General features: G+C 71.8%; 21 protein-coding genes. 9 read left to right on the plus strand and 12 right to left on the minus strand.

The window, feature by feature from the left end; translation table 11 throughout:
• Positions 1-35: 35 nt before the first annotated feature.
• Entirely contained in the window at positions 36-1199 is a 1164-nt protein-coding gene (gene mqnE, locus ACFQ8C_RS22440) for an aminofutalosine synthase MqnE (RefSeq protein WP_383460430.1), read from the minus strand.
• A gap of 92 nt (positions 1200-1291) precedes the next feature.
• Positions 1292-1747: an Lrp/AsnC family transcriptional regulator gene (locus ACFQ8C_RS22445; RefSeq protein WP_030219133.1), complete on the minus strand. Its 456-nt coding sequence runs from the start codon at positions 1745-1747 to the stop codon at positions 1292-1294.
• A 124-nt stretch (positions 1748-1871) separates the two neighbouring features.
• On the opposite strand from ACFQ8C_RS22445, the gene ACFQ8C_RS22450 reads away from it, so the two are divergent.
• Positions 1872-1997, plus strand: coding sequence for a hypothetical protein (locus ACFQ8C_RS22450; RefSeq protein ID WP_360609572.1), 126 nt, complete (start codon positions 1872-1874; stop codon positions 1995-1997).
• Here ACFQ8C_RS22450 and ACFQ8C_RS22455 read toward each other — a convergent pair.
• From ACFQ8C_RS22455 to ACFQ8C_RS22465, 3 genes are read right to left on the minus strand one after another with little or no spacing between them, the layout of a single operon-like run.
• Entirely contained in the window at positions 1994-2677 is a 684-nt protein-coding gene (locus ACFQ8C_RS22455) for a UbiX family flavin prenyltransferase (RefSeq protein WP_383460325.1), read from the minus strand. The two genes, ACFQ8C_RS22450 and ACFQ8C_RS22455, sit on opposite strands and share 4 nt — an antisense overlap.
• Positions 2678-2687: 10 nt before the next feature.
• Complete coding sequence (gene mqnP, locus ACFQ8C_RS22460) at positions 2688-3590, minus strand: menaquinone biosynthesis prenyltransferase MqnP (protein WP_383460327.1); 903 nt, start codon at positions 3588-3590, stop codon at positions 2688-2690.
• Entirely contained in the window at positions 3590-5041 is a 1452-nt protein-coding gene (locus ACFQ8C_RS22465; RefSeq protein ID WP_383460330.1) for a menaquinone biosynthesis decarboxylase, read from the minus strand. Before ACFQ8C_RS22465 ends, mqnP begins: the two co-directional genes overlap by 1 nt.
• A gap of 90 nt (positions 5042-5131) precedes the next feature.
• Here ACFQ8C_RS22465 and ACFQ8C_RS22470 point away from each other — a divergent pair, with 90 nt between their 5' ends.
• Complete coding sequence (locus ACFQ8C_RS22470; RefSeq protein WP_383460333.1) at positions 5132-5515, plus strand: PLD nuclease N-terminal domain-containing protein; 384 nt, start codon at positions 5132-5134, stop codon at positions 5513-5515.
• Between the two features lie 34 nt (positions 5516-5549).
• Entirely contained in the window at positions 5550-6425 is an 876-nt protein-coding gene (locus ACFQ8C_RS22475; RefSeq protein ID WP_383460336.1) for a LysR family transcriptional regulator, read from the plus strand.
• On the opposite strand, the gene ACFQ8C_RS22480 is transcribed toward ACFQ8C_RS22475, so the two are convergent.
• On the minus strand, positions 6337-7257 hold the full coding sequence (locus ACFQ8C_RS22480) for a DMT family transporter (RefSeq protein ID WP_383460339.1): 921 nt from the start codon (positions 7255-7257) through the stop codon (positions 6337-6339). The genes ACFQ8C_RS22475 and ACFQ8C_RS22480 overlap by 89 nt on opposite strands.
• Before the next feature lie 164 nt (positions 7258-7421).
• Between ACFQ8C_RS22480 and ACFQ8C_RS22485 the strand changes: the two genes are divergently transcribed.
• From ACFQ8C_RS22485 to ACFQ8C_RS22510, 6 genes are all read left to right on the plus strand, one after another.
• Positions 7422-8051: a flavodoxin family protein gene (locus ACFQ8C_RS22485; RefSeq protein ID WP_383460342.1), complete on the plus strand. Its 630-nt coding sequence runs from the start codon at positions 7422-7424 to the stop codon at positions 8049-8051.
• Positions 8052-8102: 51 nt separating this feature from the next.
• Positions 8103-8555 carry a nucleoside deaminase gene (locus ACFQ8C_RS22490; RefSeq protein ID WP_383460345.1) on the plus strand — a complete coding sequence of 151 codons (453 nt, stop codon included), beginning with the start codon at positions 8103-8105 and terminating at the stop codon, positions 8553-8555.
• Entirely contained in the window at positions 8545-9459 is a 915-nt protein-coding gene (locus ACFQ8C_RS22495; protein ID WP_383460348.1) for an isopenicillin N synthase family dioxygenase, read from the plus strand. Before ACFQ8C_RS22490 ends, ACFQ8C_RS22495 begins: the two co-directional genes overlap by 11 nt.
• A 96-nt stretch (positions 9460-9555) precedes the next feature.
• Positions 9556-11616, plus strand: a complete 2061-nt coding sequence (locus ACFQ8C_RS22500; protein ID WP_383460351.1) for a hypothetical protein — start codon at positions 9556-9558, stop codon at positions 11614-11616.
• 4 nt (positions 11617-11620) lie between these two features.
• A complete protein-coding gene (locus ACFQ8C_RS22505; RefSeq protein WP_383460354.1) occupies positions 11621-13153 on the plus strand; it encodes an ABC transporter substrate-binding protein in 1533 nt (510 codons plus the stop codon).
• A gap of 102 nt (positions 13154-13255) precedes the next feature.
• Positions 13256-14485 carry an aromatic acid exporter family protein gene (locus tag ACFQ8C_RS22510; RefSeq protein ID WP_383460357.1) on the plus strand — a complete coding sequence of 410 codons (1230 nt, stop codon included), beginning with the start codon at positions 13256-13258 and terminating at the stop codon, positions 14483-14485.
• Between the two features lie 150 nt (positions 14486-14635).
• Here ACFQ8C_RS22510 and ACFQ8C_RS22515 read toward each other — a convergent pair whose 3' ends face one another.
• From ACFQ8C_RS22515 to ACFQ8C_RS22540, 6 genes are all read right to left on the minus strand, one after another.
• On the minus strand, positions 14636-15163 hold the full coding sequence (locus ACFQ8C_RS22515; RefSeq protein ID WP_383460360.1) for an SRPBCC domain-containing protein: 528 nt from the start codon (positions 15161-15163) through the stop codon (positions 14636-14638).
• Between the two features lie 37 nt (positions 15164-15200).
• A complete protein-coding gene (gene ccsB / locus ACFQ8C_RS22520; RefSeq protein WP_383460363.1) occupies positions 15201-16283 on the minus strand; it encodes a c-type cytochrome biogenesis protein CcsB in 1083 nt (360 codons plus the stop codon).
• Positions 16280-17986 (minus strand): cytochrome c biogenesis protein ResB, encoded by a 1707-nt coding sequence (locus ACFQ8C_RS22525; protein WP_383460366.1) that lies wholly within the window; start codon positions 17984-17986, stop codon positions 16280-16282. The genes ccsB and ACFQ8C_RS22525 overlap by 4 nt, the downstream gene beginning before the upstream one ends.
• Before the next feature lie 3 nt (positions 17987-17989).
• Complete coding sequence (locus ACFQ8C_RS22530; RefSeq protein ID WP_383460369.1) at positions 17990-18727, minus strand: cytochrome c biogenesis CcdA family protein; 738 nt, start codon at positions 18725-18727, stop codon at positions 17990-17992.
• Between the two features lie 4 nt (positions 18728-18731).
• The gene (locus tag ACFQ8C_RS22535) at positions 18732-19346 is read right to left on the minus strand and encodes a TlpA family protein disulfide reductase (protein ID WP_383460372.1); all 615 of its coding nucleotides are present in this window, start codon (positions 19344-19346) and stop codon (positions 18732-18734) included.
• 77 nt (positions 19347-19423) lie between these two features.
• Entirely contained in the window at positions 19424-20680 is a 1257-nt protein-coding gene (locus tag ACFQ8C_RS22540; protein ID WP_383460375.1) for a hypothetical protein, read from the minus strand.
• Positions 20681-20816: the final 136 nt, after the last annotated feature.

Genomic DNA, 20816 nt, shown 5'->3' on the forward strand with positions numbered 1-20816 from the left:
GGGGATCCCCCGCCGGGCCTCTTCTCACGAGGACGTCAGACCCGCATCGGCTGCGGCGACTCCCGCAGCCCGGCGTCCGGGCCCGGGTACTCGCGGATGATCTCGTACCGGGTGTTCCGCTCGACCGGCCGGAAGCCGGCGTCGCGGATCAGCTCCAGCAGGTCCTCGCGGCCCAGCTTGTTCGGCGTGCCGTAGTTGTCGGCGTCGTGCGTGATCTTGTACTCGACCACCGAGCCGTCCATGTCGTCGGCGCCGTGCTGGAGCGCGAGCTGGGCGGTCTGGACGCCGTGCATGACCCAGAAGACCTTGACGTGCGGCACGTTGTCGAAGAGGAGCCGGGAGACCGCGAAGGTCTTCAGGGCCTCCGCGCCGGTCGCCATCGTCGTCCGCGCCTGGAGCCTGTTGCGGACCTTGCCGTCCTGCATGTCCACGAAGTCGTGCTGGTAGCGCAGCGGGATGAAGACCTGGAAGCCGCCGGTCTCGTCCTGGAGCTCCCGCAGCCGCAGCACGTGGTCGACGCGGTGGCGCGGCTCCTCGATGTGCCCGTACAGCATCGTCGAGGGGGTCTTCAGGCCCTTCTCGTGGGCGAGGCGGTGGATCCGGGACCAGTCCTCCCAGTGGGTGCGGTGGTCCACGATGTGCTGCCGGACCTCCCAGTCGAAGATCTCGGCGCCGCCGCCGGTCAGCGACTCCAGACCCGCCTCGATGAGCTCGTCGAGGATGTCGGAGGCCGACATGCCCGAGATGGTCTCGAAGTGGTGGATCTCGGTGGCGGTGAAGGCCTTCAGCGAGACGTTCGGCAGCGCCTTCTTCAGCTCGCTCAGCGAGCGCGGGTAGTACCGCCAGGGCAGGTTGGGGTGGAGCCCGTTGACGATGTGCAGCTCGGTGAGGTTCTCGTTCTCCATCGCCTTGGCGAGGCGGACGGCCTCCTCGATGCGCATCGTGTACGCGTCCTTCTCGCCCGGCTTGCGCTGGAAGGAGCAGTAGGCGCAGGAGGCGGTGCAGACGTTGGTCATGTTCAGATGCCGGTTGACATTGAAGTGGACCACGTCGCCGTTCTTGCGGGTCCTGACCTCGTGGGCCAGACCGCCGAGCCAGGCGAGGTCGTCGGAGTCGTAGAGGGCGATGCCGTCCTCACGGCTCAGCCGCTCCCCGGCGAGCACCTTCTGCTCCAGCTCCCGCTTGAGCCCCGCGTCCATGCGGCCGCCTCCCATGTATCCGACGAAATCAGGCTTCGCCCACCGTACTCCCCCGCCCTTCGGGCGGGAGGTACCCCCATCGCCGCTTCGCGTCAGTCCTCTTCCGGCAGCTCTCCGACCCGGTTCTCCCACTTGGTGGAGAGCACGATCGTGGTCCGCGTGCGGGAGACGCCCTTGGTGCCGGAGAGCCGGCGGATCGTCTTCTCCAGGCCGTCGACGTCGTTGGCGCGGACCTTGAGCATGAAGGAGTCGTCGCCGGCGATGAACCAGCAGTCCTCGATCTCGGCGAGGTCCTTCAGCCGGCGGGCCACGTCCTCGTGGTCGGCGGCGTCGGAGAGGGAGATGCCGATGAGGGCGGTGACGCCGAGGCCGAGCGAGGCGGCGTCCACGGTGGCGCGGTAGCCGGTGATGACCCCGGCCGCCTCCAGGCGGTTGATGCGGTCGGTGACGGAGGGGCCGGAGAGCCCGACGAGCCGGCCCAGCTCGGCGTACGAGGCGCGGCCGTTCTCGCGCAGGGCCTGGATGAGCTGCCTGTCCACGGCGTCCATAGGTATACGACCTTCCATTGTCCAGCGATACCGCAAGTTTAGGTGTAGAATCTAAGGCATGCAGGGTCACAGCCCTGCGAATCTTTCAGTGGATCAAAGACGATCTTTCAGGAGTGAGGACACCGTGTACACGATCGAGATGGCCTACGCCCGTATGCGCGAGCTGCAGGACCTGGCCAACCGCTCGCGTGCCCACCAGCCCACCACCGCATCGAAGCGGGCCGTGAAGAAGGCCGCGAAGAAGCGCTAACCGGCACGGGGAACCCCCGGAGCTCCTCCTCCGAGTTCCCCCCGCCACCGGCGGTACAGCTCGTGCGGCACCCCCGCCGCGTCGAGCACCCGCCCCGCGACGAAGTCCACCAGATCCTGGATGTGCGTCGCCCCCGCGTAGAACGCCGGAGAGGCGGGCAGCACCACGGCGCCCGCCTCGTCCAGCGCCACCATCTGCTTCAGCGTCTGTCCGCTCAGCGGGGTCTCCCGCACCGCGACCACCAGCGGACGCCGCTCCTTGAGCGTCACGCTCGCCACCCGCTGCAAGAGGTCCTTCGACAGACCGAGCGCCACTCCCGCCACCGAGGCGGTCGAGGCCGGCACGATCAGCATCCCCTTCGCCGGGTACGACCCCGAGGACGGCCCCGCCGCCAGGTCCCCGGCCGCCCAGTAGCGCACGTCGCCGACGTCCACGGCTCCGTACGCGTCCGGCTTCCCGTCGGCCCCCCGCGCCAGCCACGCCGCCAGGTCCTCGCGCCAGTGCGCGTCCCGGAAGGCGATCCCCGTCTCGTCGAGCAGCGTGAGCCGCGAGGCCCGCGACACCACCAGGTCGACGCTCTCCCCCGCCGCGAGCAGCCCCCTCAGCACGGAAGCGGCGTACGGCGTCCCCGACGCCCCGGAAACCCCCACGACCCACGGGGTGCGCTTGCCGTCGTTCATGGCGCCGAGCCTAAGGGGTGAGCCCGCGGACCAGCAGGTCGAGCAGGGCGCAGACGAAGAGGCTGATCCCGATGAAGCCGTTCGTCGTGAAGAAGGCCCTGTTGAGCCGCGACAGGTCGTGCGGCTTCACGATCGAGTGCTCGTAGCAGAAGGCCGCGACGACGATCACCAGACCGACCCAGAAGAAGAGGCCGGCGTCCGTGGCGAGCGCGTACCAGACCAGCAGTCCCGTGGTGACGACGGCGGAGACCCGGGCACCCCACAGCGCCGCCGGGATGCCGAAGCGGGCCGGCACCGACATCACGCCGTGCGCCCGGTCCGCCTGCACGTCCTGGCAGGCGAAGATCAGGTCGAAGCCGCCGATCCAGACGCCGACCGCGAGCCCCAGGATCACGGCGTCCCACGACCACTCGCCCGTCACCGCGAGCCAGGCCCCGATCGGGCCGATCGCCTGGGCGAGGCCGAGGATCGCGTGCGGGAAGTTCGTGAACCGCTTGCCGTACGGGTACACGACCATGGGGATGACGGCCAGCGGCGCCAGGGCCAGGCAGAGCGGGTTCAGCAGCGCGGCCGCGCCGAGGAAGACGACGACCGCGATCCCGGCCCCGGTCCACGCCGAGCGCACCGACACCGCGCCGGTGACCAGCTCGCGCCCCGCCGTCCGGGGATTACGCGCGTCAATCTCCCGGTCGATGATCCGGTTGCAGGCCATCGCGAAGGTCCGCAGCCCCACCATGCACACCGTCACCAGGAACAGCGTCCACCAGTGGATCTCCTTGTCCAGCCGGAACATCGCGGTGAGCGAGGCGATGTAGGCGAAGGGCAGCGCGAAGACCGAGTGCTCGATCATCACGAGCCGCAGGAACGCCTTCGTGCGGCCCGGCTCGGCGCCGGGCACGGCGGCCGTGGTCATCACAGCCCGTACTCCTTCCAGCGGCGGTCCACCAGGGCCGCCGTCGCCGGGTCCGACTCCACCATGTCCGGCCAGCCGCCGTCCCGGGTGTAGCCCTCCTCCGGCAGCTTCCTCGTGGCGTCGATGCCCGCCTTGCCGCCCCAGAACTGCTGGTAGGAGGCGTGGTCCAGGTGGTCCACCGGGCCCTCGACGACCGTCAGGTCGCGGGCGTAGTCGGTGTTGCCGAGGGCCCGCCAGGACACCTCGTGCAGGTCGTGCACGTCGCAGTCCTTGTCGACCACGATGATCAGCTTGGTCAGCGACATCATGTGGGCGCCCCAGATGGCGTGCATGACCTTCTGGGCGTGCTTCGGGTACTTCTTGTCGATCGAGACGATCGCGCAGTTGTGGAAGCCGCCCGACTCCGGCAGGTGGTAGTCGACGATGTCCGGCACGATGATCTTGAGGAGCGGCAGGAAGAAACGCTCCGTCGCCCGCCCCAGCGGCCCGTCCTCCGTCGGCGGCCGGCCGACCACGATCGACTGGAGCAGCGGACGCTTCCGCATCGTCACACAGTCGATCGTCAGCGCGGGGAACGGTTCCTGCGGGGTGTAGAAGCCGGTGTGGTCGCCGAAGGGCCCCTCCGGCAGCATCTCGCCCGGCTCCAGCCAGCCCTCGATCACGACCTCGGCCTGTGCCGGGACCTGGAGCGGGACGGTCTTGCAGTCGACCATCTCGATCCGCTTGCCCTGCACGAAGCCGGCGAAGAGGTACTCGTCGATGTCGCCGGGGAGCGGGGCGGTGGAGGCGTACGTGACGGCCGGCGGGCAGCCGAAGGCGATCGCGACCGGCAGCCGCTCGCCGCGCTCGGCGGCCACGGCGTAGTGGTTCCGGCTGTCCTTGTGGATCTGCCAGTGCATGCCGATGGTGCGCTTGTCGTGGCGCTGGAGCCGGTAGAGCCCCAGGTTCCGCACGCCGGTCTCGGGGTGCTTGGTGTGGGTGAGGCCCAGGTTGAAGAAGGAGCCGCCGTCCTTGGGCCAGGTGAAGAGCGCCGGCAGCCGGTCGAGGTCGACGTCGTCGCCGGTCAGGACCACCTCCTGCACGGGGGCGTCCTTCACCTTCCTCGGCGGCACGTGGACCATCGAGCCCAGCTTGCCGAAGGCCTCGCGGACGCCGACGAAGCCGTGCGGCAGCTCGGGCTTGAGCAGCCCGCCGATCTTCTCGCCGATCTCCCCGTACGACTTCAGGCCGAGCGCCTTGAGGAGCCGCCGGTCCGTGCCGAACACGTTCATCGCGAGGGGCATGGAGGAGCCCTTCACGTTCTCGAAGAGAAGCGCGGGCCCTCCTGCCTTGTTCACCCGGTCGACGATCTCCCCGACCTCCAGGTACGGGTCGACTTCGGCCTTGATGCGCTTGAGGTCGCCTTCGCGCTCCAGCGCCCTGAGCAGCGAGCGGAGATCGTCGTAAGCCATACGGGCAAGTATCGGTCACCGGCTAGGCTGGACTTGTCACCGGGGCCGACTCGACGCGCCCCCGCCACCGTTTCCAGGGGGCTGTTCCACATGCTCAGGGCGCTGATGTTCATCCTGCCGCTGGCGCTGACGATCTATGCCTTCATCGACTGCCTGAACACCCCCGAGGACGAGGTCAAGCACCTGCCCAAGGTGGTCTGGGTCATCATCATCCTGCTGTTCTGGGTCGTCGGACCGATCGTGTGGCTCTTCGCCGGCAAGACCCGGCGCACGGTGGGCGGCGGACGCGGCGGCGGCCGGGGCGGTCGCGGCGGCTGGGTGGCCCCGGACGACAACCCCGAGTTCCTGAAGTCCCTCTCCGAGGAGAAGAAGGAGCGGGACGAGGCGCTGTTCGAGGACTGGGAGGCGGACCTGCGCCGCCGCGAGGACGAGCTGAAGCGCCGCGACGAGGGCGACGAGGAGAAGGACGCGTGAGGACCCCGCGCACCCCCTCCGGAAGGTCCGTCTGATGGAGCTGCGGCTCCTGGCGACCTTCGAGAAGGTCGCCGAGGTCCTCTCCTTCACCCGCGCCGCCGCCGAGCTGGGCTACGCCCAGTCCAGCGTCACCGCGCAGGTCAGAACCTTGGAGACCTCCCTCGGCACCGAGCTCTTCGAGCGGCTCGGCGGCCGCATCCGGCTCACCGAGGCCGGCGGGCGGCTGCTGCCGTACGCGCGCCGCATGGCCGAGCTCGCCGAGGAGGCCCGGGCCGCCGTCGCCGCCGGGGAGCCCGCCGGGACGATCACCATCGGGACCATGGAGTCCCTCACCACCTACCGGCTCCCGCCGCTCCTGGAGTACGTCCACCACCGCCACCCGGCCGTCCGCCTGGCCCTGCGCCCCACGCTCGGCGACGCGACCCGGCAGGCGCTGCGGCAGGGCACGTACGACCTGGGCTTCCTCATGGAGGCCGAGACCGAGCACGAGGGGCTGGAGACGGAGGTCCTGGCGCCGGAGCCGCTGGCCCTGGTCGCCGCCCCGGGCCACCCGCTGGCGGCGGCCCGCACGGCGCCGGCCACCGCCGACCTGGCCCGCACGGCCCTGGTCGGCACCGAGCCGGGCTGCGCCTACCGCGACCTCTTCGAGGCGGAGCTGGCGGGTTCCGGAGCGGAGTTCCTGGAGTTCGGCACGATCGAGGCGAGCAAGCGGGCGGTGGCGTCGGGGCTCGGGATCGCGCTGCTGCCCCGGATCACCGTCGAGGAGGAGCTGGCGTCCGGGGCGCTGGTGGCGCTCGACTGGGAGCCGCCGTTCACCCTCTTCACGCAGCTCGCGTGGCGGCGGGGGAAGCGGCTTCCGGCACACGTGCGGCTGTTCGTGGAGCAGGCGCGGCGGCTCGGCCGAGAGTGACCTTCAGGCTGGCCAGGACGATCAGCGGGACGCCGAGCGCCTGCACGAGCCCGATGTGGTGCCCGTACACCGCCCAGTCGACGAGCATCGCGACCGCCGGGTAGGTGAAGGCGAGCACCGCGATCTTCGGGGTGGGCAGCTTGGCGTAGGCGGCGTACATGAGCACGTACATCAGCCCGGTGTGGATCAGGCCGAGGCCGGCCAGCCACACCCACCCGGCCCCGAGCCCGGCCACCGCCCCGAAGTCGGCGAAGGGCAGCAGCAGCGGCACCCCGGCCACCACCTGCACGAGGGCGATCAGGTGCGGCCGCACGCCGGTGATCCGCTTGGTCACGAAGGTGGCGAGCGCGTAGAGCACGGCGGCGGCCAGCGCGTACCCGAGCCCGGCGAGCGACCCGGTGTCCCCCGGCCGCACCCCGGAGACGAGGACGAGCCCGGCGAAGGCGACCGCGAGCCAGCCCAGCTTCCCGGCGGGGATCCGCTCCCGCAGCAGGAGCGCGCCGAGCAGCACCAGGAAGAACGGCTGGGTGTGGTAGACGACGGTGGCCAGCGAGATGGAGGTGGCGGCGTAGGCCTCGAACAGGAGGACCCAGTTGAAGACGATGAACACACCGCCGAGGACGGCGAGCCCGAACGACCGCGCGGTGAAGCCGTGCCCGGTGAAGTAGCCCCGCGCCAGGCTGTACAGCCCGAGCGCGACCGCCCCGAAGAGGCACCGGAAGAACACCACCTCGAAGGGCGAGGCGCCCGACTCCACGACGAAGACGCCCAGCGTGCCCGACAGCACCATGGCGAGGGTCAGTTCGAGGGTTCCCCTGGTCTCGTTTCTCATGCCTCCGACGCTACGAAGCGGGGCGGGACCCGGTCCACGGGCCGGTGGGGCGTCCTTCCGATGGCGCCGATCGGAAGAATCGATGGGCGGAGGCGGAATACCCGCGCGCGAAGGCCAGTTGGCAGGGGAACAGGCCCGCGCGCATCCACGAACCAGGAGCATCCATGTCCCTCGACACGACCCCCGGCTCGGACCGCCCGGACCGCTCGTTCCTCTTCGTCCTCGGCAGCTCCCGCTCCGACGGCAACTCGGAGCTCCTGGCCCGCGAGGCCGCCGCCCACCTGCCCGCCGGCACGCCGCAGCACTGGGTGGACCTGAACGACCTCCCCCTGCCGGACTTCCGCGACGGCCGCCACGAGACCGGCGGCCACCACGTCGGCGAGGCCGAGGCGCTGCTGCTGAAGGCCACGGCGGAGGCCACCGACATCGTCGTCGTCTCCCCCCTGTACTGGTACAGCCTCTCCGCGCAGGCCAAGCGCTACCTCGACTACTGGTCGGGCTGGCTGAACGTGCCGGACTCGGACTTCAAGGAGCGCATGGCGGGCGGCACGCTGTGGGGGGTGACGGCCATGGCCCACGACGAACACGAGGTGGCGGACGGCCTCACGACCACCCTCCACCACTCGGCGGCCTACCTCCGCATGCGCTTCGGCGGCGTCCTCACCGGCACCGCCAGCCGCCCCGGCCGCATCCGCGCCGACGCCGGGGCGATGACCCGCGCGACGGCCTTCTTCCGGAACGAGGCCCCGCTCGCCCTCTTCCCCTACGAGGAGGCCGCCGAAGCGCTCGTGTGAGACCCGCGCGCCGGGCGTGAGGGGACCGGTCCGGCGGGGAAGGCTTCCCGCATGGATCCGGAACAGGCACGGCGGTGGCTCGGCACCGCCCTGGACGAGGCCCGCGCCGGGCTCGGCGAGGGCGGGATCCCCGTCGGGGCGGCGCTCTACGGGGCGGACGGGGTACTGCTGGGGCGGGGGCGGAACCGGCGGGTGCAGGACGGGGACGCCTCCACGCACGCCGAGACGGCCGCCTTCCGGGACGCCGGGCGGCAGCGCTCGTACCGGGGGACGACGATGGTGACCACGCTGTCGCCGTGCTGGTACTGCTCCGGGCTGGTGCGGCAGTTCGGGATCTCGCGGGTGGTCGTCGGCGAGGCCGAGAACTTCCACGGCGGGCACGAGTGGCTCGCGGAGCACGGGGTCGAGGTCGTCGTGCTCGACGACCCCGAATGCGTCGCCCTGATGCGGGAGTTCACCGCCGCCCACCCCGCTCTCTGGAACGAGGACATCGGTGACGAGTGAGACCGCGCCCCTGCCCACGATCGACCTCTCCCGCGACCCGGCCCCGCAGCTGCCCGCCGTCGACCGGGCACTGCGCGAGGCGGGGTTCCTGCTGGTCACCGGGCACGGGGTGGAGCCGGGGCTGCGGAGCGCCATCCGGGAGGCGGCGCGGACCTTCTTCCGTCTGCCGGCCGCCGCCAAGGAGGCGTACGCGGTGCGGGTCGGCGGGCGGGGGTGGCTCGGGCCGGGCGCGGAGGCCAACGGGTACGCGGAGGGGACGGCCACCCCGCCCGACCTGAAGGAGTCGCTGTCCTTCGCGGCGCAGGAGCCGACGGGTGATCCGGCGGTGGACGCCGAGTGGTTCCTGCCGAACGTCTGGCCGGCCGAGGTACCGGAGCTGCGGGCCCTGGTCGAGGCGTATCTCGCGCGGATGAGGACGCTGTCGGACCGGGTGCTCGATCTGCTCGGGGTGGCGCTCGGGGAGGAGCGGGACTTCTTCACGCGGCACACCGGACACCCCACCTTCGGTTTCAACATCAACTGGTATCCGGGGCGGGAGCGGACGGGCGTCCCGGAGCCGGGGCAGTTCCGGATCGGCCCGCACACGGACTTCGGCACGGTCACCGTGCTCGACCGGGAGGCGGGCAAGGGCGGGCTCCAGGTCTTCACGGACGCCGGCGGCTGGCGGGACGCGCCGTACGACCCCGCGGCCTTCACCGTCAACATCGGTGATCTGATGGCGGGTTGGACCGGCGGCAGGTGGCGCTCGGGGCGGCACCGGGTACTGCCGCCGCCGGCCGACGCGCCCGAGGAGGAGCTGATGTCACTGGTGTACTTCTACGAGTGCACGCCCGGCACGACGATCAACGGCATCGAGTCCCACCGGTACCTGCGGGCACAACTCGACGCCATCGCCACGGATTGACAACGCCTCAGCAACAGACCCGAAAAGCGCACCCTGTCCTCTCCTGTTCCCAACACGCGCTCGTTATCCTGGAGTTGACTGCGACGGGGGTGGCGGGTGGACAGAGAGCTGTACGGCCGCGAGGCGGTCCTGGATCCTCGCGGACTGGCCGCGCGGCTCATCGGACTCGGACCGTACGGCCAGGGGCGCGTGCCCTTCGAGCACGGCGAGGACCCGCCGGTCACCGTCTTCACCGGCGGGCGCGGCATGGGCAAGACCGTGCTGCTCAAGGAGGTCCGCAACCGCTACCGCGACTTCACCCCGCTCGCCCTGCTGGACTGCGCCCGCGTCGAGGAGCCGGCCGACCACGGGGCGGGCTGGTCCCCGGTCACCGGTGCGCTGGCGGAGCTCTCCGTGCAGCTCGGGCGGCGGACCGACGCCGTCAGGGCCGTACCGTTTCCGCGGCTGGCGCTCGGGCTCGTCGCCGTCACCTCGGTCGGCTGGACCCGGGAGGACGACGAGCGGGCCCGCCGGGACCTGCTGCGGCTCGGACCGCTGCTCGCCACCGTCGACGCCGGGCGCGCGGCCGCCGCCTCCTGGGTCGGCCGGGTCCTCGCCAAGCTCGCCGGCACCGCCGCCGAGGCCGGCGCCCCCTTCGCCGGGCTGGTCGCCGAGGCCACCGTCGAGACGGTCGTCGAGGAGTTCTTCAGCCGCTTCAGGAAGGCCCCCGAGGAGTGGTTCGGCGGCTACCGCACCGCCGGCGGGCGCGGCCGCGCCGGACTCCAGCAGCTCGCCGTCGACTTCGCGCAGGGCGGACCGCGCCGCGAGGAGGCCGAGGCGTTCCTCGTCCTCACCCTCACCGAGGACCTGTTCCGCGCCTACACCGGGCTGCGCCGCGGCAGCCGGGTGGGCAGACCCCTGCTCCTCCTCGACAACGCCCACGAGCCCGTGGGCCGCGCCCTGGTCGAACCGATTCTGCGGGCCCGCTCCGACGGCCGCCGCGACCACACCGTCGTCCTCGCCGCCTCCCGGCCGCACGAGCACGAGGTGCTGCGCCACGCCACCCGCGCCCGGCTGCCCGAGACCGCCCACCAGGCGCCCTGCCCGCGCACCGGCCGGATCGGCTCCGGCCTCCTCGCCGTCGAGCTCACCCCGCTCACTCCCACCCAGACCCGCGCCGCCTTCGACCGCCACGACCCGGTCGGCAGCGCCCCCGCCACGCTCTCCCGGGCCGTCCACCGGCTCACCGGCGGCCGCCCGCTCGGCGTCGACCTGCTCGCCCGCGCCGCCGGCGAGACCCCGGCCGCCGCCCGCGCCGGCCTCACCCCCGGCGGCCTCCTCGACCGCACCGTGGAGCTCCGCGAGGACTCCGCGCCCGTGCCGGTCGCCCCCGCCCTCCTCGCCGCCCTCCTGCCGGTGCCCAGACCGGGCCCGTACGCGGTCCTCGCCGCCGCCCACGACGAGGAGTCCGCCCGCCGCCTCGCCCAGGCCCGGCTGGCCGCCGAGTCCCTCGACGGCGACGTCGCCCTCCGCGTCCGCGACCGGCTCCGCGCCGAGCACTGGTCCGAGCACCCCGGCCACTTCGTCGGCGACCCGCTGCTGCGCTCCCTGCTGCTGCACCGGCTCCGCTTCGAGGACGCCGACCACCCGCACTACTCCGCCTGGCGGGCCGTCCACGAGACCCTCCGCCGCCACTACGGACCGCAGCCCGGCCCGTACCGGCTCCACCACGACCTGGCGCTCGGCGACACCGCGGAGGCCGTCGCCCACCTCCGGCTCACCTTCCCCGGCCCCGACGTCCTCGGCTGGCTCGGCCTGCTGCGGTTCGTCGCCGCCGCCCCCCACCCGCGCGAGCGGGACCGCACCGGACCCGACCCGCGCCGGGCCGTCGCCCTCGGCCAGGAGGCCGAGCCGGCGCTGCCCGACGGGCTCGGGCCCGACGCCGCCGAACTGCACCTCTCCGTACGGCGGCTGCTGCACGCCGTATGGCTGCTCACCGATCCGCTCGCGCTGCCCGACGAGGAGGTCGCCGACCGGCTCGCGTACGAACTGCGCCGGCTCTCCGGCCGTCACCTCACCGGCAGCGGTCCACTGTGGGACGCGGCCGGGCACTGGCCGCGGGACATCCGCGCCTGGCGGGAGCTCTCGCTGCCGCCCGGGCGCGAGGACGGAGTCTGACGCCATGTTCGACCGGCTGCGCCGCCGCTTCTTCTGGACGCCCCGGCAGAAGCTCCTCACCCTGCTCCTCGTGACCGCCCTCGTCGTCGGCCTCGGCGGCTGGGGCCTGCTGAAGTTCCTCCAACCGGAGGACCGTTCCTGCGCGGCCGGGGTCGAACGGCCCTCCGGCAGCGCGGAGTGCGTCGGCGTGAACGGGGACGGACACGCCTTCGGCGTCCCCGCCCTCTCCGCGATCACCGGCGCCATCGGACGCGAGAACGGCACCCTGAAGGCCGGCGAGTACGCCACCGTCGCCGTCCTGCTCCCCCTCACCGCGACCGACCCCGGCACCCGCGAGAAGATCCTCCGCGAGCTCCAGGGCGCCTACGCCTACCAGTACCGGGCCAACCACGAGTCCAACAGCGAGACCCCCAAGATCCGGCTCGTCCTCGCCAACACCGGCAACCGCAACGCCCACTGGCGCACGGTCGTCGACCGGCTCGTCACCATGACCGGAGCCCCCGACCGGCTCCGCGCCGTCTCCGGCGTCGCCACCTCCTCCGCCGAGGTACGGGAGGCGGTCACCGCCCTGACCGGCGCGGGGATCGCCGTCGTCGGCACCACCATCACCGCCGACGACCTCGCCAACGGCCCCGGCCGCGACCGCTTCCCCGGCCTCGCCCGGGTCTCCCCCACCAACAGCGACGAGGCCCGTGCCCTCGCCGACTTCGGCAGGGTCGACGCGGCCCGCGCGATCCTCGTCCAGGACTCCCGCACCGGCGACCACTACATCGACACCCTGCGGACGGCCTTCGCCGACTCCCTCAAGGGCGCCCCCTACGAACCGCAGCTCTACACCTCGCCGAAGGACAACACCGAAGAGGGCACCACCGCCAACACCTTCCGCCAGATCACCCATCTGATCTGCGACACCCGCGCCGAGACCGTCTTCTTCGCCGGCCGCCACACCCAGCTGCGCCAGTTCATCAACGCGCTCGGCTCCCGCGGCTGCGCCGACCGCGCCTTCACCGTCCTGACCGGCGACGAGGGCTCGTACCTCGGCGCCGACGAGAAGCTGAACCGCTCGGCCCTCGGCAAGAAGCTCACCGTCCGGTACGCCGCCCTCGCCCACCCCGACGCCTGGAGGCCCGCACCCGGCCGGCCGGTGCCGACGACCGGCGGCTCGGTCGTCGCCTTCCGGACCTTCCTGACCGACATCGCCCGCGCCGACCCCCGGCCGATACCGCTCAGGGACGGGCAGGCGATCGTCGCGTACGACGCGATGGCGACGGCCGTCCACGCGATCCGCCAGGCCACCCCGGCCGACGCCCCCTACCCGGAACTCGCCGACGTCGGCACCCAGTGGCCGCAGGTCAAGGGCTCGCTGCGGGTCCAGGGCGCGAGCGGCTGGATCTGTCTCGACAACCACGGCAACCCGTACAACAAGGCCGTCCCCATCGTGGAGCTCGCCCCCGACGGCACCCAGCGCTTCGTCCAGACCGCCTGGCCGGAGGGCGAGCCCCCGACGACGAGCTGCCTGCCACCTAAGCGGGGGTGATCCCTCGTCCGCCCGGACGCACCCGCGCATGAGCGCGGGGCCGTCCGGGCAGGCGGTCGTCCAGAGGGCCCCTCCGGGGCGGCCGACGGGACGAGGTGGAACGTGGCACGCGACGGAGGACGGCACGACCGGGACGACGGACGGCTCGCGCGCCTGCGCCGCGACCCGTTCGCCGTGCAGACCGTCCGGTCCACGGCGGCGGCCACCCTCAGCTACGTCGTCGCGCTGCGGCTCAGCAGCGAACCGGTCCCCCTCACGGCCCCCCTCACCGCCCTCCTCGTCGTCCAGGTCACGCTCTACTCCACCCTCACCACCAGCCTCCGACGGGTGAACTCGGTCGTCGTCGGCGTCCTCATCGCCATCGCGTTCAGCGTCGTCGTCGGCCTCTCCTGGTGGAGCCTCGCCCTCGTCATCCTGGCCTCGCTGCTGGTCGGGCGGCTCGTCCGGGTCGAGGAGTTCGTCCCCGAGGTCGCCATCAGCGCCATGCTCGTCCTCGGCGTCACGCAGGTCTCCGACACCGCGTGGGACCGCGTCCTGGAGACCCTCATCGGCGCCGTCGTCGGCATGCTCTTCAACCTCTTCCTCGTCCCGCCCGTCTGGGTCGACACGGCCGGCGACTCCATCGAGGACCTCGCCCGCCGGATGCGCCTGCTGCTCCTCGACGTGGCGGACGAGTTCACCGGGGCACCGCCCGTCGAGCAGGCCGCCGAGCGCCTCCACGAGGCCCGCCGCCTCGACAACGACGTCGCCGACGTCGACGGGGCGCTGCGCACCGCCGAGGACAGCCTGCGGCTCAACCCCCGCGTCAAGGAGGGCCTCCTCCACGGGGTCGTGCTGCGCACCGGCCTCGACACCCTGGAGATCTGCGCCGTCGTCCTCCGGGTCCTCGCCCGCACCCTCACCGACCTGGCGAAACACCGCGCCGGGGACGCGCTGCTGCCGGACCGGGCCGCCCTCTCCGTCCGGGAGACCGCCCAGTACACCGCGGACGCCCTCGTCAGCTTCGCCGTGCTCGTCACCGCGCGGGGCAGCGAGGGCGCCGAGGCCGCGGAGACCCGCCTGGCGGGCGAGCTGCGGGCCGCCCGCGCCTGCCGGGACGACGCCGCCGAACGCCTCCTCGCCCTCGCCCTCGCCGACCCCGGCCGATGGCAGCTGTACGGGGCGCTGCTCGCCGAGGTCGACCGGATCCTCGACGAACTCGACCCCGAGCACCGGGGCCGCCGGCTGATGGAGGAACTGGACCGGCGGGTCCGCGAGCGCCGCGACCGGCGCCGCCGGCTCACCCTGCGCGACCGGCTGGACACCCGCCGCCGGGCCCGCGCCGACGGATGACCCCCGCGGCGGGAGGAGACCCACGAGCGCGCCGTCTCCTTCCGTGCCCGCCGGAACGGACCCGGTCACCGGCGTGGCCGCCGCCCTCCACGCGGCGGGCGGCTGCCCGGACGCGCTGTTCTCCGGAAGGCGCGGCCCGGGGACGTGCCGTCAGGGCACCCACTTGGGCCAGGGCGCCGCGTCCCTCGCGTACAGCTCCCGCAGCTCGCCCCAGCGTCCGGTCGTCCACTGGCGCCAGTCCGTGGGGGAGCCGTCCAGCGCGTCCCGCAGCCGCTCGAAGTGGTCGTGCCAGCCGGCCATGCAGTCGAGGAGCAGCTCCCGGTCGCCCTGGAACTCGTTGGTGAAACGCAGCACGGTCGACGCCCCGTCGGCGGTCGGTTCCAGATGGAACCGGATCCGTCCGTGCGGGGCGCCGACCGTGTACTCGGCCACGTGGTCCGGGTCCCAGGCGGTCACCCGCCCCGCGACCTCGGTGTCGCCGTTGAGCCAGCGCAGGACGACCCTGCCGCCCAGCCTCGGCTCCAGCGGGTCCGCCGCGCAGAGCCAGGACGGCAGTCCCTCGGGCGCCGCGACCATCGCCCACACCACCGCCTGCGGGTGCGGCAGCTCGATCACGTACCGCAGCAGGTGCGTGTCGCCGTCGTGGGTCTCGCTCCTGCCCCGGGGTATCTCGCTCATACCTCCAGCGTGGCCCCGCGCGGGGGCCCGTGCCAGCTCAGACGCCGGCGTAGGAGTGCTTGCTGGTGACGAAGATGTTCACGCCGTAGTAGTTGAAGAGGAAGCAGCCGAAGGCGATGAGCGCGATGTACGCGGCCTTGCGGCCCTTCCAGCCGGCCGTGGCCCGGGCGTGCAGGTAGGCGGCGTAACCGACCCACGTGATGAAGGACCAGACCTCCTTGGCGTCCCAGCCCCAGTAGCGGCCCCACGCGTCGCCGGCCCAGATCGCGCCCGCGATGATCGTGAAGGTCCAGAGCGGGAAGACGGCCGCGTTGACCCGGTACGAGAACTTGTCGAGGGAGGCCGCGGAGGGCAGCCGCTCCAGGACGGAGCGGGCGAAGGAGCCGGGCTGGCCGCCGCTCGCCAGCTTGGACTCGTACGAGTCGCGGAAGAGGTACAGCAGGGTGGCGACGGCGCCGAGGTAGAAGACGGCGCCGCAGAAGATCGCGGTGGAGACGTGGATCCACAGCCAGTACGAGTCGAGCGCCGGCACCAGCTGGTCGCTCTCGGTGTACAGCCAGGTGGTGGCGAGGCCCAGGTCGAGCAGGACCGTGGTCACCAGCGGCAGGCCGATCCAGCGGACGTTCTTCTTGGCGAGCAGGAAGCCGAGGTACGTGCCGACCGCCACCGTGGAGAAGGTGGTGGAGAACTCGTACATGTTGCCCCAGGGGGCGCGCTGCACGGCGATCGCGCGGGAGACCACGCCCGCCGCCTCGATCGCGAAGGCGAGGACCGTCAGCGAGACGGCGATCCGGCCGTAGAGGTCGCCCTTCACGGTGCCGCCGGCCGCGCCGGGGCCGTCGGGGACGTCGCGGGCGCCGGCGGCGGACCGGGTGACGACCTTCGGCCGGTCCAGGACGGTGGTGCCCCCGGCCCCCTTGACCCGCACGGACACGGTGGCGGCCGCGGCCGTCCCGGCGTCCGTCAGCGCGGCGGCCGTGCGGCCGACCTTGCTGCGGCTGCCGAACACCCACTCGGCGATGTGGGCGAGGAAGGCCAGGGTGTAGACGGCCATCGAGGAGTAGACGAGCGTGTTGCTCATCTGCGCCAGGCTCGCGTTGGTCTCGGCGGCGAGGATCACTTCTCGACCCCTTCTGATGCTTCTGCTTCGGCTTCGGCAGGTTCCGGCGCCGGGGGCGCCTGGGCGGTGAGCGCGACCGCGAGATCGGCGAGCTCCTCGGGCAGCTTGGCGGACTCGCTGCGGCCGAGGCCCGCCATCTCGACGACGGTCATGCCGTCCTCACCGCGGACGGCGCGGACCCAGATCCGGCGCCGCTGGATGAAGAGCGAGCCGGTGAGTCCGGCGATCGCGGCGACCGCGCCGGTGAGGGCGAGGCCGTTACCCGGCTGCTGCGAGACCTGGAAGCTCGCCCACTCCTTGATGTCCTTCTCGAAGGTGATCGAGCCGGCGCCGTCGGGCAGGGTCATGGTCTCGCCGGGCCGCATCCGCTGGGCGACTCCGGTGCCTCCGTCGACCTTGAACTGGGTCATCTTGGAGGTGTCGAGCTGGTACACGTTCTGCGGCAGGCCGGAGTCGACGCGCAGGTTGCCGTGGTAGCCGGTGAGGGCCATCACGGGGAAGTCGAGCCCGGGGAACTGGGAGAACATGCTGCCCTTGCCGGCTCCGGCGAAGGTCGGCACGAAGAACGCCTTGAAGCCGAGCTGTTCCTTGTCGCCGTTCTTGTCGCGGTAGCCGTCCATCACCTTGATCGCGCCGGTGGAGGTGATGTTGTTGTCGATGGGCAGGAGCGGGACGGCGCCGCGGTAGACGGTCCTGCCCTGTCCGTCCTTGACGGTGACGACCGGCGCGTAGCCGTGGGCGATCAGGTAGACCTTGGAGTCGCCGATCTTCAGCGGCTCGTTGACCCGGATGACCGCCTTCTTGTCCGTGCCGTCGCCCTGGGTGTACGTGACGGCGGCCTCGAAGGTGCGGGGGGTGCCGCGCTGCGGGCCGCTCTTCTCGTACGTACCGGTGAAGCTGTCCAGGGTGAAGTTGAACGGTTCCAGCTCGTCGACGCCGAACTGGGAGCCGGACTTGAAGTCGTCGTACTGGGTGAGCGTGTTGGAGAAGCCGTCGCCCTCGACGACGAGCTTGCCGCCCTCGGACTTGAAGAGCTGGCCCCAGGCGAAGGCCACCAGCATCACGATGAGCGCGAGGTGGAAGAGCAGGTTGCCGGCCTCGCGGAGGTAGCCCTTCTCGGCGGCGACGGCGTCACCGGCGGTACGGGCCCGGAAGCGGCGGCCCTTGAGGACGGCGAGGGCCGCCTCGCGGACCTCCTCGGGGCCGGCCTCGGTGCGCCAGGTCGTGTACGCGGGCAGGCGGGTGAGCCGCTTCGGGGCGCCCGGCGGCAGGCCGCGGAGCTGGCCGACGAACTGCCAGGTGCGCGGGACGATGCAGCCGATGAGGGAGACGAAGAGCAGGATGTAGATCGCGGAGAACCACACCGAGCTGTAGACGTCGAAGAGCTGGAGCTTCTCGTAGAGCGGGGTGAGGGTCTCGTGCGCCCTCTTGAAGTCGGCGACCTTCATCTCGTCCGCGCTGGTCTGCGGGATGAGGGAGCCGGGGACGGCGCCGAGGGAGAGCAGGAAGAGCAGGATCAGCGCCACCCGCATCGAGGTGAGCTGGCGCCAGAACCAGCGGATCCAGCCGACGACCCCGAGGGTGGGGCCGCCGACGGTCTCCTCCCGCGGGGCGGTGGAGAGGTCGGCGCCCGCCGCCTCGTCACCGGCCGCGGGGTTCGCGTCCGCCGCGTCGGTCGTGTCCGTCGTGTCGGTCTTGCTCATGGATCAGATTCCCACCGTGAAACCGCTGGACCAGCCCTGCATCGTGGAGACCATGCTGTCCCAGACGCCTGTGAGGAGGAGGACACCGGTGACGATCATCATGCCGCCGCCGATCCGCATGACCCACACGTAGTGCCTCTTGACCCAGCCGAACGCTCCGAGGGCCTTGCGGAACGCGATGGCGGCGAGGACGAAGGGGACGCCGAGGCCGAGGCAGTACGCGAGGGCCAGTATGGCCCCGCGTCCGGCGCTGGCCTGTTCGAGGGCGAGCGCGTTGACCGAGGCGAGGGTCGGACCGATGCACGGGGTCCAGCCGATGCCGAAGAGCGCGCCGAGGACGGGCGCGCCGAGGAGTCCGGCGACGGGCTTCCGGTGGAAGCGGAACTCGCGCTGGGTGAACCAGGGCATCAGCCCGGCGAAGAAGAGCCCCATGAGGATCATGAAGACGCCGAGGATCGTGCTCAGCGTCCCGCTGTACTCCTGGAGCGTGGCGCCGAAGTAGCCGAAGAGGGCGCCGCCGGAGACGAAGACGGCGGTGAAGCCGGCGACGAAGAGGACGGCTCCGGCGGTCATCCGGCCGCGGCGGCTCTCGGCGAGGTCGGTGCCGGAGACGCCGGTGACGTACGACAGGTAGCCGGGGACGAGCGGGAGCACGCAGGGCGAGAAGAAGGAGACCAGGCCGGCCAGGAGGGCGACGGGGACGGCGAGCAGCAGGGCTCCGCTGGTGACGGTCTCGTTCACCGGCTCACTTCTCCTTGAGAAGCGGGTCGATCATGGAGCGGAGCTTGGTCTCGTCGACGGCCATGAGCGCGCGGGCGGCGATCTTGCCCTCCTTGTCGAGGACGACGGTGGAGGGGATGCCCTTGGGGCTGAGCGTGCCCTTGGGGAAGCCGAAGAGGATCAGCTTGCCGTCCCGGTCGTAGAGGCTCGGGTAGGGGACCTTGTAGTCGGCCTCGAAGGCGAGCGCCTGCTGCTTGTTGGCGTCGCGGGTGTTGAGGCCGACGAAGGCCACGTCCTGGCCCTTGAGGTCGTTGGCGGCCTTGACGAAGTGGGGGGCCTCGGCGCGGCAGGGGCCGCACCAGGAGCCCCAGACGTTGAGGACGACGACCTTGCCCTTGAGGTCGGCGACGTCGAGCTTCTCGCCCTCCAGCGTCTCGCCGGCGATCGTGTTGATGCCGGTGCGCTCGCCCTTGGCGACGGTGGAGATGCCGCCCTTGCTGGTGACGAAGTTGGTGTTGCCGCCACCGGAGGTGCCGTTGTCGTCGCCGCTGCAGGCGGAGAGCGCGAGGGCGGCGGACAGCGCACCGACGGCGGCGAGGGCGCGTCGGGAGGCAGGACGGAGGCCACGGCTAAGGCTCATGTGAAAAGTTTCGCATGGGCGTTTGGGGGATCTTGGGCGCCCCCCTACGTGCCCGTAACGCCCCTTGTCAAGATCGCCTAAGCGGCTTTGAGATAGCCGGCCCAGCCGCCGGCCGGCTTCTGGCCCACGTCGAGGGTACGCAGCCGGTCCAGGATCGCCGGGTCCTGGACGTCCATCCAGTCGGTGAACTGGCGGAACGACACGAGCCGGACGTCCTTCTTCCCGGCCATCGCCTTGAGCGCGTCCTCGACGGCGTCCATGTAGATGCCGCCGTTCCACTGCTCGAAGTGGTTGCCGACGAAGAAGGGGGCGCGGTTGGACTCGTACGCGCGCGTGAAGCCGGAGACCAGCGCGTCGGTGGCCTGCTTGCGCCAGCCGGGATAGCGGGAGGGCATGCCCTTGGTCGAGTTCCGCGACTGGTTGGCGAGGATGTTGTAGTCCATGGAGAGGACCTCGAAGGAGTGCCCGGGGAAGGGCACGGCCTGGAGCGGGAAGTCCCAGATCCCCTTGCGCTTGACGGGCCAGGTCTGGCGGCCGCCGGGCGAGCTGGCGTCGTAGCGCCAGCCGAGGCGCTTGGCGGTGGGCAGCAGGTTGTCCTGGCCGAGGAGGCAGGGGGTGCGGCCGCCGACGAGCTCCTTGGAGTAGTCGAAGGGCAGCGGGTCGAGGTCGGTCCAGCCGCTGTTGGTCTTCCACTCGGTGACGAACTTCATGGCCTGGTCGATCTCGCTCTGCCACTGGGCCGGGGTCCAGTTGCCGACGGAGCCGGAGCCGCCGCAGAAGTGCCCGTTGAAGTGGGTGCCGATCTCGTGTCCGTCGAGCCAGGCCTGGCGGACGTTCTTCAGGGTGTCCTTGATGTGATCGTCGGTGAGGTAGCCGATGTCGGAGGCGCCGACGCGGTTGTTCGGCGGGCGGTAGAGGTCCTTCCTGGACTCGGGCAGCAGGTAGATGCCGGAGAGGAAGAAGGTCATGGCCGCGTCGTGGTTGCGGGCCAGTTCGAGGAAGCGGGGGAAGAGGCCGTTGCCGACCTCGCCGGCTCCGTCCCAGGAGAAGACGACGAACTGCGGCGGGGTCTGACCGGGTTCGAGCGGGACGGGGGTGTCGGGCTGGTGCGGCTGCTTGCCGGTGTCGGCGGTGGAGCCGTCACCGATGAGCCGGACGTCGTCCTTGGTCGGAGCGGGAGTGGTGGGGTCGGCGCCGGTCGCGGGGGCGCCCCCCTTGGCCGGTCCGGAACTTCCCTTTCCGCCCTGGTCCTTGTCGCTGCACCCGGCGACCCCGAACGCCGCCGCCGCTCCGACACCCGCCCCGAGAAGGCCCCTTCGACTGATCCCGCGCATGTCATCCCCATTCGCGCTGCTGTATGACCGAAACATCATCCAAACCGACAATGAGTGAGATGCAGGGAGGAACACGGAGGTTCCGGTCACTCGCACAAAAATTTCAGGGCGGTCGGAGAGGAACCTCTCTCCGACC

It is taken from the genome of Streptomyces sp. NPDC056503, from assembly GCF_042794995.1.
Taxonomy (GTDB): domain Bacteria; phylum Actinomycetota; class Actinomycetes; order Streptomycetales; family Streptomycetaceae; genus Streptomyces.

What these genes read in the sequence shown, in the direction of transcription:
- ACFQ8C_RS22455 (WP_383460325.1), bottom strand. Translation starts at nt 2,677, where the DNA reads ATGAACGACGGCAAGCGCACCCCGTGGGTCGTGGGGGTTTCCGGGGCG.
- ACFQ8C_RS22515 (WP_383460360.1), bottom strand. Translation starts at nt 15,163, where the DNA reads ATGAGCGAGATACCCCGGGGCAGGAGCGAGACCCACGACGGCGACACG.
- ACFQ8C_RS22505 (WP_383460354.1), top strand. Translation starts at nt 11,621, where the DNA reads ATGTTCGACCGGCTGCGCCGCCGCTTCTTCTGGACGCCCCGGCAGAAG.
- ACFQ8C_RS22480 (WP_383460339.1), bottom strand. Translation starts at nt 7,257, where the DNA reads ATGAGAAACGAGACCAGGGGAACCCTCGAACTGACCCTCGCCATGGTG.
- ACFQ8C_RS22465 (WP_383460330.1), bottom strand. Translation starts at nt 5,041, where the DNA reads ATGGCTTACGACGATCTCCGCTCGCTGCTCAGGGCGCTGGAGCGCGAA.
- ACFQ8C_RS22470 (WP_383460333.1), top strand. Translation starts at nt 5,132, where the DNA reads ATGCTCAGGGCGCTGATGTTCATCCTGCCGCTGGCGCTGACGATCTAT.
- mqnE (WP_383460430.1), bottom strand. Translation starts at nt 1,199, where the DNA reads ATGGACGCGGGGCTCAAGCGGGAGCTGGAGCAGAAGGTGCTCGCCGGG.
- mqnP (WP_383460327.1), bottom strand. Translation starts at nt 3,590, where the DNA reads ATGACCACGGCCGCCGTGCCCGGCGCCGAGCCGGGCCGCACGAAGGCG.
- ACFQ8C_RS22445 (WP_030219133.1), bottom strand. Translation starts at nt 1,747, where the DNA reads ATGGACGCCGTGGACAGGCAGCTCATCCAGGCCCTGCGCGAGAACGGC.
- ACFQ8C_RS22475 (WP_383460336.1), top strand. Translation starts at nt 5,550, where the DNA reads ATGGAGCTGCGGCTCCTGGCGACCTTCGAGAAGGTCGCCGAGGTCCTC.
- ACFQ8C_RS22535 (WP_383460372.1), bottom strand. Translation starts at nt 19,346, where the DNA reads ATGAGCCTTAGCCGTGGCCTCCGTCCTGCCTCCCGACGCGCCCTCGCC.
- ACFQ8C_RS22540 (WP_383460375.1), bottom strand. Translation starts at nt 20,680, where the DNA reads ATGCGCGGGATCAGTCGAAGGGGCCTTCTCGGGGCGGGTGTCGGAGCG.
- ACFQ8C_RS22485 (WP_383460342.1), top strand. Translation starts at nt 7,422, where the DNA reads ATGTCCCTCGACACGACCCCCGGCTCGGACCGCCCGGACCGCTCGTTC.
- ACFQ8C_RS22525 (WP_383460366.1), bottom strand. Translation starts at nt 17,986, where the DNA reads ATGAGCAAGACCGACACGACGGACACGACCGACGCGGCGGACGCGAAC.
- ACFQ8C_RS22490 (WP_383460345.1), top strand. Translation starts at nt 8,103, where the DNA reads ATGGATCCGGAACAGGCACGGCGGTGGCTCGGCACCGCCCTGGACGAG.